Source organism: Paenibacillus sp. J14, assembly GCF_000518465.1.
Lineage (GTDB): Bacteria > Bacillota > Bacilli > Paenibacillales > Paenibacillaceae > Fontibacillus > Fontibacillus barengoltzii.
Genome location: NZ_JADQ01000022.1, coordinates 1 through 15488 on the forward strand (window position 1 = coordinate 1; position 15488 = coordinate 15488).

14 protein-coding genes and 1 other annotated feature are annotated in these 15488 nt (G+C 50.5%); of the genes, 6 read left to right on the top strand and 8 right to left on the bottom strand.

The features are described from left to right. The 5 genes from M891_RS0110345 to M891_RS0110365 form a co-directional block, all read right to left on the bottom strand. A partial coding sequence (locus M891_RS0110345) for a transposase (protein WP_028538779.1) occupies positions 1–126 on the bottom strand: 126 nt, incomplete at its 3' end. 192 nt (positions 127–318) lie between these two features. Further along, a complete protein-coding gene (locus M891_RS0110350; protein ID WP_028538780.1) occupies positions 319–2319 on the bottom strand; it encodes a peptidoglycan D,D-transpeptidase FtsI family protein in 2001 nt (666 codons plus the stop codon). A gap of 99 nt (positions 2320–2418) precedes the next feature. After that, the gene (locus M891_RS0110355; protein WP_051416917.1) at positions 2419–4455 is read right to left on the bottom strand and encodes a peptidoglycan D,D-transpeptidase FtsI family protein; all 2037 of its coding nucleotides are present in this window, start codon (positions 4453–4455) and stop codon (positions 2419–2421) included. A gap of 187 nt (positions 4456–4642) precedes the next feature. Next, the gene (locus M891_RS0110360) at positions 4643–5803 is read right to left on the bottom strand and encodes a transglutaminase domain-containing protein (protein ID WP_036700037.1); all 1161 of its coding nucleotides are present in this window, start codon (positions 5801–5803) and stop codon (positions 4643–4645) included. Between the two features lie 44 nt (positions 5804–5847). Next, positions 5848–6291, bottom strand: a complete 444-nt coding sequence (locus tag M891_RS0110365) for a hypothetical protein (protein WP_028538783.1) — start codon at positions 6289–6291, stop codon at positions 5848–5850. A 319-nt stretch (positions 6292–6610) separates the two neighbouring features. Between M891_RS0110365 and M891_RS0110370 the strand changes: the two genes are divergently transcribed. The 4 genes from M891_RS0110370 (at position 6611) to M891_RS0110385 (ending at position 10783) form a co-directional block, all read left to right on the top strand. Beyond that, complete coding sequence (locus M891_RS0110370) at positions 6611–7783, top strand: MFS transporter (RefSeq protein ID WP_028538784.1); 1173 nt, start codon at positions 6611–6613, stop codon at positions 7781–7783. A 137-nt stretch (positions 7784–7920) separates the two neighbouring features. Further along, positions 7921–8046, top strand: coding sequence for a sporulation protein YjcZ (locus M891_RS25785; protein WP_139816659.1), 126 nt, complete (start codon positions 7921–7923; stop codon positions 8044–8046). 170 nt (positions 8047–8216) lie between these two features. Beyond that, positions 8217–10295 (top strand): serine hydrolase domain-containing protein, encoded by a 2079-nt coding sequence (locus tag M891_RS0110380; protein WP_028538785.1) that lies wholly within the window; start codon positions 8217–8219, stop codon positions 10293–10295. A 128-nt stretch (positions 10296–10423) separates the two neighbouring features. Further along, positions 10424–10783 (top strand): toprim domain-containing protein, encoded by a 360-nt coding sequence (locus M891_RS0110385; RefSeq protein ID WP_028538786.1) that lies wholly within the window; start codon positions 10424–10426, stop codon positions 10781–10783. Between the two features lie 12 nt (positions 10784–10795). On the opposite strand, the gene M891_RS0110390 is transcribed toward M891_RS0110385, so the two are convergent. From M891_RS0110390 to trpS, 3 genes are all read right to left on the bottom strand, one after another. Continuing rightward, entirely contained in the window at positions 10796–11395 is a 600-nt protein-coding gene (locus M891_RS0110390; RefSeq protein WP_028538787.1) for an SCO family protein, read from the bottom strand. A 15-nt stretch (positions 11396–11410) separates the two neighbouring features. Further along, a complete protein-coding gene (gene cyoE / locus M891_RS0110395) occupies positions 11411–12349 on the bottom strand; it encodes a heme o synthase (protein WP_028538788.1) in 939 nt (312 codons plus the stop codon). Between the two features lie 226 nt (positions 12350–12575). Continuing rightward, positions 12576–13559 carry a tryptophan--tRNA ligase gene (trpS, locus tag M891_RS0110400; protein ID WP_028538789.1) on the bottom strand — a complete coding sequence of 328 codons (984 nt, stop codon included), beginning with the start codon at positions 13557–13559 and terminating at the stop codon, positions 12576–12578. Positions 13560–13639: 80 nt separating this feature from the next. After that, positions 13640–13922 (bottom strand) — a binding site (T-box leader). Between the two features lie 121 nt (positions 13923–14043). Between trpS and M891_RS0110405 the strand changes: the two genes are divergently transcribed. Further along, on the top strand, positions 14044–15033 hold the full coding sequence (locus M891_RS0110405) for an aldose 1-epimerase (protein WP_028538790.1): 990 nt from the start codon (positions 14044–14046) through the stop codon (positions 15031–15033). A gap of 166 nt (positions 15034–15199) precedes the next feature. After that, the gene (locus tag M891_RS0110410) at positions 15200–15427 is read left to right on the top strand and encodes an alpha/beta-type small acid-soluble spore protein (protein ID WP_016310922.1); all 228 of its coding nucleotides are present in this window, start codon (positions 15200–15202) and stop codon (positions 15425–15427) included. Positions 15428–15488 lie beyond the last annotated feature (61 nt).

Sequence of the window (15488 nt, forward strand, 5' to 3'; positions counted from 1 at the left end):
AAATATTTCGATCAAATCTCTCCTCACTTGATTATAGATCTCTTTCCGTCTATACTTCGGGGTGAACACGATATGGTATTTGCACATCCACTTCGTGTGAGCTAAACTATAGCTCTTGTTTGCCATCTAAGACCATTCCTTTCTTTTATTGAGCCTGAACATCTCAATTTTATGGGAATGGTCTAGTTGGTCAAACCTTCGTTCCTCCACCCGCATAGCGGGTGGTTTTTTGTTTCGCACGCTTCGCGAGCTCAACTGGCTAAAGCCATAACAAAAAAAGCCTGCTCATCGCGAGCAAGGCTTCGTTTAATCCTATATTTACTTCTTAGGGTTACCGCCCAAACCGTATTCCCGATCATATGCATCAAAAATTTTCCGAGCAACCGGTGCCGCGCTGTAAGCCCCAAAGCCTCCTTCGGGAATTACAACCGCCACCGCCAGCTTCGGCTTCTCCCTTGGGGCGAACGCAATAAACACGCCGTTATCCAACAGTTCTCCTCTGTAATCCTGCTGCGAAGTTCCCGTCTTGCGGGCAAAATCGTAAGGAAAACCCTCAAAGGCGTTCACAGCTGTTCGCATCCCTTCAATAACTTCATCCCAATAGGCGTCCTTCATTTTCACTTCGTTAAGCACCTTCGGTTCAAATTGAACCACCACTTGGCCTTCGGCATCGGTGATCTTCTGCACAAGTCTAGGTTGCATGCGTTTTCCCCGATTGGCCAGCGTTGCGGCATATTGCGCCAGTTGCATCGTCGTATATTTACCCTGCTGCCCGAAGGAGGCATAAGCCAAGCGGGACAATGCCGTCTGCGATTCGTCTTTATAATCCAAGATCCCTCGGAAATCATCAGGCAAATCGATTCCTGTGGGGACGCCTAACCCAAATTGCTTCATGTAATCGTCCCAAACCTGAATCCCTTTGGCTCCATATTTGTTGTACAGCTTCTCCCCGACCATATCGACCATAAATGCATTGGACGATACGCGAATGGCGTCTTTCGGATAAAGGGGGCCGTAGACATGCCCGGAGGAATTCCGCACACTCGCTGAATCGTTGCGGCCGAAATAAGCGATCCCTCGATCATTGTACTTCGTCTTGGTCGTAAACAAACCTTCGTTCAAGCCGATCAACACCGACAATGGCTTGATCGTCGAACCCAGATACACGGTGGACTCAAAATCGTGGTCGGAGCGCCCGGAGGAATACGGCCATACCGTGCCATTCCGATAATTTGACGAAATTTGGTTCCATACCTCATTGGATACTCCGCCAGTTTGCCATACATTCGTATCATAATCCGGCATGCTGGCCATCACGATGACGTTTCCAGTGTCGACTTCCATAGCCACGGCATAACCCGTTTTGGCGTGAGGATGCACTCTACCGGATACTAGGTTTTGATGAACCCACTCGATTTGATCCAGAATCGCCTGTTCTGCGACCTGTTGCACCTTTTTATTGATTGTCGTATGTAGATCGTACCCCTTCTCCGGTGGTACGATTTCGGGAACGCCATTCACCATGTTCCGCGGATCAATCGGCACGCGCTTATATCCGTTTTTCCCCCGCAGTTCCTGCTGATAATATAGCTCCAACCCATCGAAGCCGACAAACTCGTCTTCCGTGTATTGCAGCGCCGGGTCGGCATTTCGTTGTTCCCGTATCGGCTGATACCAAGCCAAATCATATGTGGATTGGAACTTCTTTAGATAACCGATCGTTTGCACCGCAACCAAATCAGGGTCATAGTGGCGCACCGACTCCTCAATGATGTCTATTCCAGGAAACCTGCTTTTTTGAGCAAGGAAATAGGCGGTTTCTTGTTCCGTCAGGTTGCTCTTGATTCGACGTGGAGCAAACCCGCTGCTGCGGCGAAATTTCAAATCCATCGCATCCAGAATCTCTTCCTCCGTCATCTGCGCGTTGGGATCGCCATACGAATCAAACACCTTCTTCAATTCTTTCGCCAGGGCCTTAGCTTCCGTCAAATTGGCTCTGCCCGTTTCAGTTGTAGAATCATAGTTACTTTTCTGTAAAGTCAAATATAAGGTTTGGATTGGCGTGGAATAAGCCAGCTTCGCTCCATCGGCGGACAGAATCGATCCTCGAACCGGCGGCATCGGGACATCCCGGAACCTCATTTTCACCTCTTCCATAGAGATTGATGGTCCTTCGACAAACTGCAAGATGGCAAGTCGGATAATGATGAGGGTGAACAACGCGAAGGCACTGAAGAAAAACAGATTCAGCCGAATATAGAAATGCCGCCGCATGGAGGCTTGCTGTTCCTGGGGATCCTCAATGACGAATTTGTTCATCCACTTTACGCCTCCCTGTTAGTGATGAATCGTCCTTCCATAAGAAAAACGACCCTTTCAACATCGCTGTGAAAAGGTCGTTGCTGTCATTGGATTCAATTAAGGATTCGTTTGCTCGGTTTGATTTCCGTTTTGCTGGGAAGCATTATTGTTTGTCTGTTGCTGATTTTGGTTTTTGGTCTTTTTCGGAACCCCGTCCAAGCCATATTCCTGATCGTATGCATCAAAAATTTTACGGGCAACCGGCGCGGCGCTGTATGCACCAAAGCCGCCTTCCGGGATAACAACTGCTACCGCCAGCTTCGGGTTCTCCCGAGGGGCGAAAGCGATAAATACGCCGTTATCGCGATTGGCACCATCAGCCCATTGCTCCGAGGTCCCGGTTTTTCTAGCAAAATCGTAAGGGAATCCCGAGAAAGCCATGGAGACATCGGTCTCCATACCGCTGATGACCTCTTTCCAATAAGCATCGTTAAATTTGACCTCATTGAGAACTACCGGCTTAAATTCCTTTACGATATTGCCGTCCGTATCGGTAATTTTGCTGACGAGATGCGGTTCCATGCGTTTCCCTCGCGTAGCCAAAGCCGTTGTATATTGGGCGAGCTGCATCGCGGTGTATTTCCCTTGTTGTCCAAAGGAAGCATAGACTAGTCTTGATAAGGCTGTCTCCGATTCATTTGTATACTCCAGATTGCCCAAATATTCTTTTGGCAGATCCACACCCGTCGAAACCCCTAGACCAAACTGCTTCATGTAGTTGTCCCAAATTTCAATCCCTTTCGATCCGTATTTGTTGTAGAGTCTTTCCCCCACCATATCAACCATAAAGGTGTTTGAAGAATGACGGATCGCGCCAGCCGGGTCGATGGAACCATAAGCATGGCGTTGGGAGTTCCGGACACTTGCAGAATTGTTCTTCCCAAAGTAGGCAATACCTGTATCGTTATAATAGGTACTTGTTGTAAACAAACCTTCATTCAAGCCGATCAACACCGATAACGGCTTAATGGTTGAACCCAACAAAATAACAGATTCCAAGTCATGCCCCGACCGCCCCGAACTAATCGGCGTGATCGCCCCGTTCTGATAGTTGGAAGAGATCTTGCTCCAATTCTCAGGAGATATCCCGCCGGATTGCCACACATTGGTATCGTAGTCCGGCATGCTGGCCATAGCCACCACATTGCCGGTCTCGACTTCCATCGCAACCGCGTAGCCGGTTTTAGCATTAGGATGAACCTTCCCGGATACCGGGTGGGTATGCACCCATTCGATCTGATCAAGGATTGCCTGCTCAGCGACCATCTGAATGTTCTTGTTGATCGTCGTGTGAAGATCATGGCCTTTTTCCGGCGGCGTAATTTCCGGGATCCCGGTGGCCATGTTCCGCGGATCAATCGGCACGCTCTTATAGCCGTTCTTCCCGCGCAGCTCGTCCTGATAGTACAGCTCCAGGCCGTCGTATCCGACGTCCTCAGTTTCTGTATATTGCAGTGCCGGATCATCGTTCTTCGCTTCCCGGATCTGCTTGTACTTCTCCAGCGATGTAGATGCCCCTTTAAACTTTCGGATATAGCCGATCGTTTGCACAGCTACGGTATCAGGATCGTAATGGCGGATACTCTCCTCAACGATGTCGATCCCCGGAAATTCACTTTTCCGTTCCAAGAAATAAGCAACTTCCGCAGGCGTTAAATCGATTTTAATTCGACGCGGCGTAAACCCGTTATACTGCCGGTAATCAAGGTCCATCGCCTTGATGATGTCCTCTTCCGTCATTTGGGTCTCCGGCGAACCTAATTTATCGAAAACTTCCTTCAGCTTCTTGGCAAGTGCCAATGCTTCCGGACGATTGGCTTTTCCCTTATCTGTGGAATTGCTGTAGTCTTTCTGCAGCGTGATATACAGCGATTGAACCGGCGTGGAATAGGCTAACTTCTCGCCCCCCGCCGCATAAATCGTTCCGCGGGTTGGAGCAAGCGGCACATCCTTAACGCGCAAATTACTCTCCTGTTTAGACAACGTTGGACCTTCTACGAACTGTAATATGGCTAAACGTACGATGATAACGGTAAATATGGCAAAAGCACTAAAGAAAAACATGTTAAGCCGAATGTTAAAATGGCGTTGCATTGCGATTTCTTGTTCTTGCGGATCCTTCGCATAAGTGCTTTTCAAGGTGTTTCCCTACTTTCTATCCCTTAAATCCTCATTTCTTGCAGTCAACTTCTCTATAGTACCATAACGAAATAAGGGGCGGTGAAGTTACGCCCCCTTTCCAGTATTTTTTCATCGCACCAACTTAAATTGCAGCACATACTTAAATCAGCTTGTTAGGGACATGGGTTTCACTGAATGCCGGCGGATTAAACCAGTCGCCGCTCTTGGCCCAGGTCGAATCCAGCGGAATCCAGGCGTCTTTCTCGGACAAGTATACCTCGTTCCAGGCATGAGGACCGTACCCGCCTTGCCCGTCGTATCCAAGTCCGGTCACGACCTTCACCTGAAGTCCGACGGTTCTGGCCATGACGGCATAGAGCCGGGCATAATCGATACACACCCCGCGTTTGGTATCAAACGTCATTTGCGGCGTTTGCTCATGCCAGATGCCTTTCTCCTCATAGTCTTTCACTTTATCGTAATCGTATGACACCCGGGTTCCAACCCAGTCGTATAGGCGCCGGGCCTTCTCTTCATCCGTGTCAGCGCCTTTGGTGATCTCTACAGCGGCCAACTCAATGGATTCGGGAATGTTGGCATCAATCACTTCGTATTTCTGCTGCAGGATGCTGCCAAGCTCTGCTTCTACGCTGCGCGTGAATACCGGCAGCTTCTCCTTGATCAAATTGCCGGTAATCGGCTCAATAATCGTTCTTGCCCCTTGTTGATAGACCGGCGAGGCTTCTACGTAACGGCTGAACCCGCTGTTGGGATACAACGTCACGACAATAAATAAGATGGCGATCAGCATCACGCAACGCGCCGCACCAATCACCGCGCCGATTCCTGCGCCAGCCAAACGGCTCAGCAGCGAAGCCGGACGGTCCCCGCCGGAGAACACCCAGCCGAACAGACCGCTTCCCCCGCGAACGAACAGCATCGCGAAGCCCGCCAAAGTACGTATGATCCAATAGAGCAGAAGAAAAACGACGGCAAATCGCATCAGCGGAAAATCCCGCACCGCCATGACCAGCATATATAGAACTTGCTCCCACTTCGCCAGCTCTCGATCCGGCAACGGCAGCTCCGTCAGCCAAGTCTGAACCTTCGGAGATAACCACATCGTTAACGGGATGGCGATGGCAATGCCAACCAGCGATAAGACGCCGCCGCTTAATAGCGTGAACAGACGGCCTGCCGAACGGGAGGCTCCGCGCACCAATCCCTGCAGCACCGAGCTGAGAAGCACGGCAAGCAGCAGCACCGTGATCCAGTTATATTCGCTTAGCGTTTGCAGCAATGTCGTCATGTCCAGCTTCATAAGCTCCTCCGTCCAATCTAGGTGTAAGTCGTCATTATCTTAGGTTATTGAGAATTCCGTTTCGCTTCTTGGATGAAAGCCTCCAGCGTGTCGTTCATCGACCATTCACCCAACGAAACGCCGCGGAACGATACTTTCACTTTATCGCTGCCCGCTTGTCCGGTCACTTCCAGATTCGGGGTCGTAATGGTAAACGAACCGTCCGGATTTTGCGTGATTTGGGCTTCCTTCGCTTCATTTTTCATCATGTTCAACGCTTCGGTTTTACTGATGTCGAGGGCTTGTTCCTTCACCGTTGTTACTGCCTCCCCGATATCCTTCAGCGTGATCCCGCTGTAAATCACGATAAATGCGGCGATGACCAGCACCAGTGCCCATTTGACAACCGTTCTCACAAAATTGAGCACAAGGAAGAGAATGACCAGTGCTACAACAATCACCAGCCAATTTTCTTTCAGAAATTCAGTCCATACTTGTACGTCATACATTGATGAATCCTCCATATTTAGATTTTCCATGATTTTTGATTTCTGTATTTTGATTCTAACCCATTATACATGATGGCCCAAGACCATGTCAGCTTAACCCCCAATCCCGCGGAAATCAAGCTTGGATGAAACTTGGATCGAGCAGCGGAGCGTAGCTGGAAGCTACGTGAGCAACGAAGAGACAAGGTGAATTCAAGATTCGAAGTCGAACAGCATCTCCGCCTCTACTTCGTGATGGAAAGCCGATCGGGTAATAAGTTCGTCCATGGGAGCGTACAAGTAATACTAACGTTCATTCTACGAAAAGGAGGGGCGACGCGTGAAAATCGCCTTCTGGCTGTACTTCTTTATGTTTCTGGCTTTCTTCGACCTGCACGCCCAGTACCCGATCCTGACTCCGTTTGCCTTGTCGCTGGGAGCCGCGCCGACGTTTATCGGCTGGATGATGGGGATTTATGCGCTGACGCATCTGCCGGGCAACCTGCTCGCCGGCCAGGGCGTCGATCGCCACGGCAGCAAACCGTACATGATCTTTAGCCTGGTGACTGCCGGCTTGGTTTTGCTGCTTCAAGCCTATGTCACGGAGCCTTGGCAGCTGCTCGTGCTGCGTTCCATCAGCGGTTTTGTGCTCGCCTTCCTGTCCCCGGCCTGTCTGGCGATGCTCGCTTCGCTGTCCAAAAATCCGGTGCAGCAAGGCAAGCTGATGGCCGGTCACGGGGTGATGCATACCGTTGCTTCCGTCGTATCGCCGGCCGCCGGCGCTTTTCTTGTCGCTCAATCCGGCTTTTCCATCGCCTTTCAAATGCTGGGCTGGCTGTTGATCTCGACAGGCATCATTGCCATTTTTACGATCAAGGAGCCTCCCCGTTTGGTTACGGAAGGTCCGGCCAAATTGGACGCGGCGAAATCACAGGTACCAGTGAAGATCAATGTGATCCCTTTGCGTTATTACGTGTTGCCGTTCGCCGTCTCCTGCTCACAGGGCATTTTGTTCTTTGAACTGCCGCTGCAAGCCGGCGGGGCAGAGGGGATCATGAATACCGGCTTTTATTTTTCTATTATCAGCTTAGGAGCGCTGGTCACGCTGTCGATGTTATTTTTGAGCCGCTATTCCCCTTATTTAAGAGCCAGTATCGGCATTCTGGGGATCGCCTTATCTTTCTTCGCCTTGGCCGCCTTTGAGTTCATTCCGCTTCCCGTGGTGCTTGTAGCCCTAGGGATGGCGAAGGGAGTCGTGTATCCCGCCATGGCTTCGCTGTTTATCGATTTAAGCGGAGGAAAACGGCTCGGCACCGTGTTTTCACTGCAATCGATCGCCATGTCGCTGGGTTCCTTTATCGGCCCGATTGTCGCGGGAGCCATGCACGGCAGCTATTCTCCTTACTTCCTAGCCTTCTTCGTGCTGATGCTGGCCACCATCATCGTCCCGCCTAGAAAGTTTACCGCAACCCTGCCGCCCCCAGTTGGCGCGGGTACGGGACACCATCACTAATCGATGGACTTATGCCCGCGGGACAAGTGCAACGGATTTTTCATTTCAGTTTAGGCTGCCGCACAGGGCACATGATACGGTCCTACATAAGATAATCGTGTAGTAACCGATCATGTTTGAAAGCGGGGTGAACATGAATGGGCGGCATTGACAATTGCGGACCGGGCCCGGTGGTTCCTGGCTATGGATTCTGGACAACGACGGGGACGATCCTCGTGTTGTACATCTTGCTGGTAATCATCCTCCGTGCTCCTCTTTATTAATTCTTGTAATCGTTACTGACCCCTGCACACCGGTCTGCCCTCGGGCAGGCCGCTTGTGTTTAAGGGGGGCTTTTGCAGCACAAGATTCCATCATCTACCGAAAAAGATGAACCCTCCCTTCCTCTGTTAACGTACTAAAAGATAGAACAAATTTTAAGGGAGGGCTCTAGTTGAAGAAAAAACGAAACTCGATTTTAGCCATCATTCTGACTCTTACGCTATGGTTACCTGGAACGGTTATGGCGGCAGAGGCGCCGCCGGCCAACACCTCACCGCAAGGATTGGAGGAAATCGCCGCCGCGAAGGCCGCATTGCTCACCGAGACGTACGGAACAACCAGCGTTCAGTACGCCCTGGTCGACCATGGCAAACTCCTCATTTCAGGACAAGCCGGAAAGAATGATCCTGAAGACAAAATCCCGCTGACCGCTGAAACGATATATGGCATCGGATCGACCAGCAAAATGTTTACGACCGCTGCCGTTATGAAACTGGTCGATCAAGGTAAAATCAGCCTCGATTCGCCGTTGGTTAATTATATCCCGGAGTTTAAGATGAACGATGAGCGATACAAGCAGATCACGCCGCGCATGCTGCTGAACCATTCCTCAGGTTTAAGGGGATCCAGTCTCACCAACGCGTTTTTGTTCGAAGACAACGACCCTTATGCGCATGATACGCTGCTTGACCAACTGGCCAATCAATCCCTGAAGGCTGACCCAGGAGCGTATTCCGTATACTGCAACGACGGATTTACACTGGCGGAAATTTTAGTCGAACGTGTCAGCGGGATGGATTTTACGGATTTTATCCACCAGGAATTCACCGGACCGCTTGGGATGGAGCATACGTTGACGCCGCAGGACGGTCTCGACTTTGACAAGCTTGCCGCACTCTATGCACCAGGAAATCCACAGCCATTACCGAAGGAAACGGTGAATGTAATCGGGACGGGCGGCGTTTACTCGACCGCTGAAGATCTGGTGAAATTCGCCGGCTTGTTTACGGGCGAAGCCGACAACATTTTGTCCAAGCAAGCAGCTAAAGCGACGGCACAACCGGAGTATAAAAGAGGGATCTGGCCTCAGGATAACGACAACAGCGTCGACTTTGGTCTAGGCTGGGACAGTGTAAAACTGTTTCCTTTTAATGAATACGGTATCCAAGCATTGGCCAAAGGCGGCGATACATTGCTGTATCATGCCCAGCTGGTCGTGTTGCCAGAGCAACAAATGGCAGCAGCGGTTCTCTCCTCCGGCGGGTCCAGCTCGCTGAACCAACTGCTTGCGAACGAAATCCTGCTCCAAGCGTTAAAGGAGAAGGGGACGATTTCCGAGCTCAAGCCAGCCAAATCCTTTGGTACGCCGGAACAAGCGGACATGCCTGAAGAACTCAAGCAGTTCAGCGGATATTATGGAGCCACCAACCAGCTGATCCGCATCGATGTCGCCGATGGGGAAATCCAAATCACGTCCCCGTTTGCGCCTAGCGAATCGTTAGGACTTCCTAAGCTCGTGTATACGAAAGACGGAACCTTCGTCAGCGAGGACGGATCACTGAAAGTCAGCTTTGTGAAAGAGAAGAACGGACGCACCTATCTGTGGGAAAGACAATACGCCACCGTTCCTGAATTAGGCCAGCTCGCCCTCAATCTGTACTCCGCAGAGAAACTTACGGACAACACCATTTCACCGGAAGCGGAGGCAGCCTGGAAGCAACGCGATGGGAAAAGTTATTACCTCGTATCGGAAAAATACAGCTCGATGGCCTACTTCATGATGTTGCCAGTTGTCCAAATGAACCGTACGGACAGCCTGCCCGGTTACGTGATGGACAAGCAAATTACAGGCCCTGATACCCTGATGGGCAAACATCAGGTTCCAGCGACGGGCAGCCGAGACTCCGAAGAATATCGCTTCTTCACTCAAGGTGGAAGTGAATATTTGGAGGCCGGCGGCGCCTTGTACCTCAGCGGCGATCAAATCAAAGAGCTGTACCCTGGCAAGAAGTCCACGGTGACCTTGCAGCCGTCTGAACAAGCGCGTTGGTACACGATTCCGGCAAAAGCAGCAGGAAAGACGATCACGGTGGAACTTCCAGCCAAAGCCTCCTTTGCCGTGTATGATGCTGCAGGGGCTTGCGTGAACTTCTCGGTAGCCAGTGGCAGCACCCAAGTAAACCTGCCTGAGAACGGAACGATTGTGTTTATTGGTGATCCAGGCATGCGCTTTGGCATAGAATTGAACTAATCGAATCGAACAGCCCTTATTTTCTTATCTAGTTTCTAGCAGTTTTGCATGAAGTCCCCTCCCGGGTATAAACTAGAACGTAATAACCCCAGCTTGGTGGATTACGTTTAGCCTGGAGGGGATTTATTTTGCCAATCAGCATCATTGTGGAAGGGAAGAACGACCGCAGTAAGCTGCGGCGCCTATTAGATGAAGAAGTCCGCATTTACTGTACGTTTGGGACATTAAATCATGAGAAACTGGAGAGCTTGCGGAAGAAGGTCAAGGATGACGAGTTGTTTCTGTTCCTCGACAACGATCCTTCCGGCAAACGAATTCGCGGCGTACTTCGGGATGCTTTTCCCGATGCGGAGCAAATTTACACAAGACGAGGATATGCCGGAGTCGAAGGAACGCCCGATGAATACCTGATCGCTCAATTAGAAAAAGCCGGGCTGGAGGAATACATCATCTATCCCCCAACACCGGCTACCTATGACAAGTTTTGATTGTGAATGAAGTTACTCCTTGGCGAGGCTGATCACACCCGCGGCGATTTCATCCGGCGTCGCCTCTGGCCGGTAAATTTCCCGCAGCTGGCCTTTGCGATCAACGAGACCGATGAGATCCATATGCACGTAGTTTCCATCCGCGTCCTTATCGATCAGAATTTTAAAGGAGTCCATCGCCAGGTCGATCGTCTTCTGCTGATCCCCCCGCAGGAAATACCAACCGGAATAATCCGCTTTGAATTTATCCCCAAACGCCTTGATGTTCTCCAGCGTATCGCGTTCCGGATCAAACGAGATCGAGACAATCGACGCATCCTTGCCGAACAAGCCTTTCTCTTTCAAAATATCCTGGACTTGGCTCAGCCGGAAGGTTGTGATCGGGCAAACATCGGGACAGTTGGTGAAGAAGAAATAAAACAGCCGGACTTTGCCATTGGTATCCTGCAGCGAGACCGTCTTGCCGTCTACGTTCTCCATGCTAAAATCCGCAACAGGGCGGATCACGGGAAGCTTAGGCTTCGCATACGTATCCCAGAGCAGATAGCCGGCTAAAATCACGCAGATGGCCAGCAGAATCCATGTCCATTTATATTTCTTCAAAACCGCCATTTCCCATCCCCCTAATTACAACCTAACCGTATCCAAGATCATCACGATTAAAGCAATGGTTAAATAGTTCACGGAGAAAATAAATACCCGTTTCGCCCAAGCGTCGTTATCCTTAGCCCGGAACCCTTGGAGTGCCATGAGCAGCCAAGCCACCGACAGCAGGGTGCCGATGATGAGGAACCAAACGCCCGTATAGCCATAGACATACATCAAAATCGGTATCGGAATCAGCAATGCCAGATAAGGGATCATCTGCAACTTCGTGCGCGGAATGCCCTTCACGACCGGCAACAACGGGAAGCCCGCGGCCCGATATTCCTCGGTACGGCGAATCCCCAGCGCCCAGAAATGAGGCGGTTGCCATAGGAACAACAGGGCGAATAACATCCAAGTTCCCAAATCGATCCGGCCGGAAGCCGCAACATAGCCAATGACCGGCGGCATTGCGCCGGAGATGGCCCCAACCGACGTGCTCCAGGTCGAGCTACGCTTAAGCCACAGCGTATACACCACCACGTAGACAAACATCCCTACCGCACCAAACAACCCGGCCAGCAGACCAGAGAAGATAAACAAGACGGATAAGCCCAGCACTCCCAAGATAACGGCATACCATAACACCGTCCTCGGAGCCAGCTTCCCCGTAGGGAGGGCTCGGTTCTTCGTCCGGGCCATCTTCGTATCCATCTCCCGGTCGAAGTAATTGTTAAAGACACAGGACGATGCCATCACCAACATCGTTCCCAGCAACATGACAACTAATTGAATATAATCAAGCTCCCAGCGGGAAGCCACCCAAAACCCGGCAAACGCAGCAATCAGATTCGAACGTAGAATGCCCGGTTTCGTTAAGGCGATAAAATCTCTCCAAGTCGCCGTCTCTCCCGGAGGAGTAGGTCTCACGGACAACGCAGCGGATTCCGAAGAAGCCTGAACACTTAATGGTTTGTCCACGCGCGATTCATTCCTCCTATATTTTGAAATAAAGTTCAGTTTAGGTTTAGGCTTACCTTTATCGATCATTCATAAAATTCAACGTTTTTACCCTTACGCTATAAACTTTATCATATCAAAAGCTAGAAGTGTTTGACAATCGCTGGAATATCGCGCGTTAACTATGACAATTTAGTGACACAATAAGCCGCCGGGCACAGCCGGCGGCTTTCTTTTGACATATCGCTTATTTTCCGACAAACCCCATCAGACGTTGAACATCCTGCAGCGTTTTCTCAGCCATTTCGGAAGCGCGTTCCGCCCCTTGGCGCAAGATGTTGCGCAGCTCGCCCGACTCGCGGATATCACGGTACCGCTGTTGGAGCGGCTCAAGCACACTGACGACCGCTTCAGCCAAGTCTTTTTTGAACGGACCATACATTTGCCCTTCATACCGTTTCTCTACTTCCGCGATGGTCAGTCCCGAGCATTGGCTGTAGATCGTAATCAGGTTGCTGATCTCCGGTTTCGTCGCCGGATCGAATTTTACTTCTCGCCCGGAATCCGTAGTTGCCCGGCTGATCTTCTTGCGGATTTCGTCCGGCGTGTCCAGCAAGGCGATGTAGCTGCCTGGATTCGGATTGCTTTTGCTCATTTTCTTGGAGGCATCGTCCAGCGACATGATCCGTGCCCCAACCTCAGGAATGTACGGTTCCGGCAGCGTAAAGTATTCACCAAACCGATGGTTGAACCGTCCCGCCAAATCACGGGTTAATTCCAAATGCTGTTTCTGGTCATCTCCGACCGGCACCAGATCCGCATTATAAATCAAAATATCCGCCGCCATTAAAGCAGGATAAACGAACAACCCGGCCCCGACGGATTCTTTCCCGGCCGATTTGTCTTTAAATTGCGTCATCCGTTCTAGCTCGCCCATCGAGGTGAGCGTCGTCAGCAGCCATCCGAGCTGGGCATGCTGCATCACATGGGATTGCAGATAAACATTCGCTTTATTCGGATCGATACCAGCTGCGAGATAAAGCGCCGCCACCGCTTCGGATTGCTCCGTCAGTGCAGCCGGCTCCTGCGGAACGGTGATCGCGTGCAAATCCACGATCATAAAGTTACAAGCATGATCATCCTGCAGCTTCACAAAGTTCTTAATCGCCCCGATGTAATTGCCTAGTGTCAGTTTGCCGCTGGGCTGAATGCCCGATAATACTCTCTTCATAACAAAAATCCTCCCTTTAATTCTATTTCTGCATAAGTAAGATCCCGGTTTATTGTAAAATGCAAAAAGGCCCCACGCCCGCAAGGGACGTGAGACCGTGGTGCCACCCTTCTTTGCTGATGTTGGAGCATGAATGTTACGCAGTCAACTTAAGACGCTGATGCGTTTGTCGCAACAAGATCAGCCTTTCCAATCCGTAACGTGGATGACCCGGCCGGCCTACTGGCAACAGGCTCATCGCCTCTTGTGTTCAACCTGGCGCTCCGAGGCCCATTCGGCACAAGCTCCTTCACCGGTTCGCATCAACCACCGGCTTTCTGAGGAACGGAAACTTCGCTTACTTCCCCTCATCAACGCTTTCTCATTATGCCTATCATCATAATTAACACCAGCGTTGGTGTCAAATCTATTTTTCGTCTTACGCAAAAAGTGTTATGATTAGTCTAGTCTAAGGAACTGATTATGTGGGAAAAGGAGCAACGATATGAAAAAGGTGACCAAAGGGCAATGGAACGGTTACGATACGTACATCTTACATAGCCGAGAGCTTGAAGTCACGCTGCTACCTCGCCTAGGAAATAACGTCATTCGTATATGGGACAATGTCCAGCAGCGCGATGTGCTGCGTCATCCAGAAGAGAACGAACTTGATTTCTACCTGCAGAAGCCATATCATTTCGGCATCCCGCTCTTAACTCCCCCCGGACGCATTCGCAGAGGGAAATTCACGTATGCCGGGCAAGAATATCAATTTGATCGCAATACGGCAAATGACAACCACATCCACGGTCTGCACCGTACGCAAAGCTGGTGCGTGAGCGATATTGAAGAAGACGACGAAGGCTGCACGATCACCACAGAATTCAAAACCTCTGACGATCCCAATTGGATCCGTCAGTATCCCGAACCCTTGAAGCTGGAAATGACGCTCAGATTGCAAGGGGCAAAATTAACGCAAACCTTCAAAATTACGCACTTGGGTCAAAACCCAGCCCCCTTTGGTTTGGGGCTGCATACCTGGTTTCTCATTGACGGCGAACCTGGTCGCTGGAATGTGAAGCTGCCCGTGACGGAGCTTTACGATTTGGACGAGGAGAACATTCCTACCGGGAAGACCGCTCCGCTAGGAAGCTGGGATGCATTAAACACAGGGATGAATCTGCAAGGCGTGAATTGCGATACCATGCTGCGAATCGGAGATAAGCCGGTCGAAGCGTTGATGCTGCGCGATGACGGCTATGGCCTTCGCTACGCAGCGGATCCTGAGTATTTTAAATTTTGGGTGATCTACTCCAAGGGGGAAGCTGATCAATTCTTCTGCATTGAACCTTACACTTGGTTGCCGGACGCTCCAAATTTGAACCTACCCGCCAGTGAGACGGGGCTGATCGAGTTGACGCCGCAACAAACGTTGGAATTAAATCTTTCCCTAGAAATGATTTATCCGAATACCGGCGATGAGAACGAAGCTTAACCTTTTTCAAAATTTCCACCTTCCTTTAGAAGGCGGTTTTTTTGTATGATTCCACAGCTTGTCTGCGAGAAGAAATAATTACCACCGCTATAGTTTTGAAGCCTCCCGCATATTTTGCACCCTACGAACCATACTAACATCACAAACGCCAAAGGAGGTGACAAACATGGCAGGTCAAAGCCGCGGAAGCCGTAATAACCTTATTGTTCCTCAAGCAACTGCTGCGCTGCAACAACTGAAAATGGAAGCAGCTCAGGAATTGGGCGTACAAATTCCGCAAGACGGTTACTATGGGAACTATACTTCCCGTGAAACCGGTTCTCTTGGGGGCTATATCACGAAACGTTTGGTTCAAATGGCGGAGCAACAGTTGTCGGGTCGTTCGAACCTGTAACTTGCATCCTCCCATTACCCTCTATAGAAACAGGCGGTCTGCTTAGCAGATCGCCTGTTTC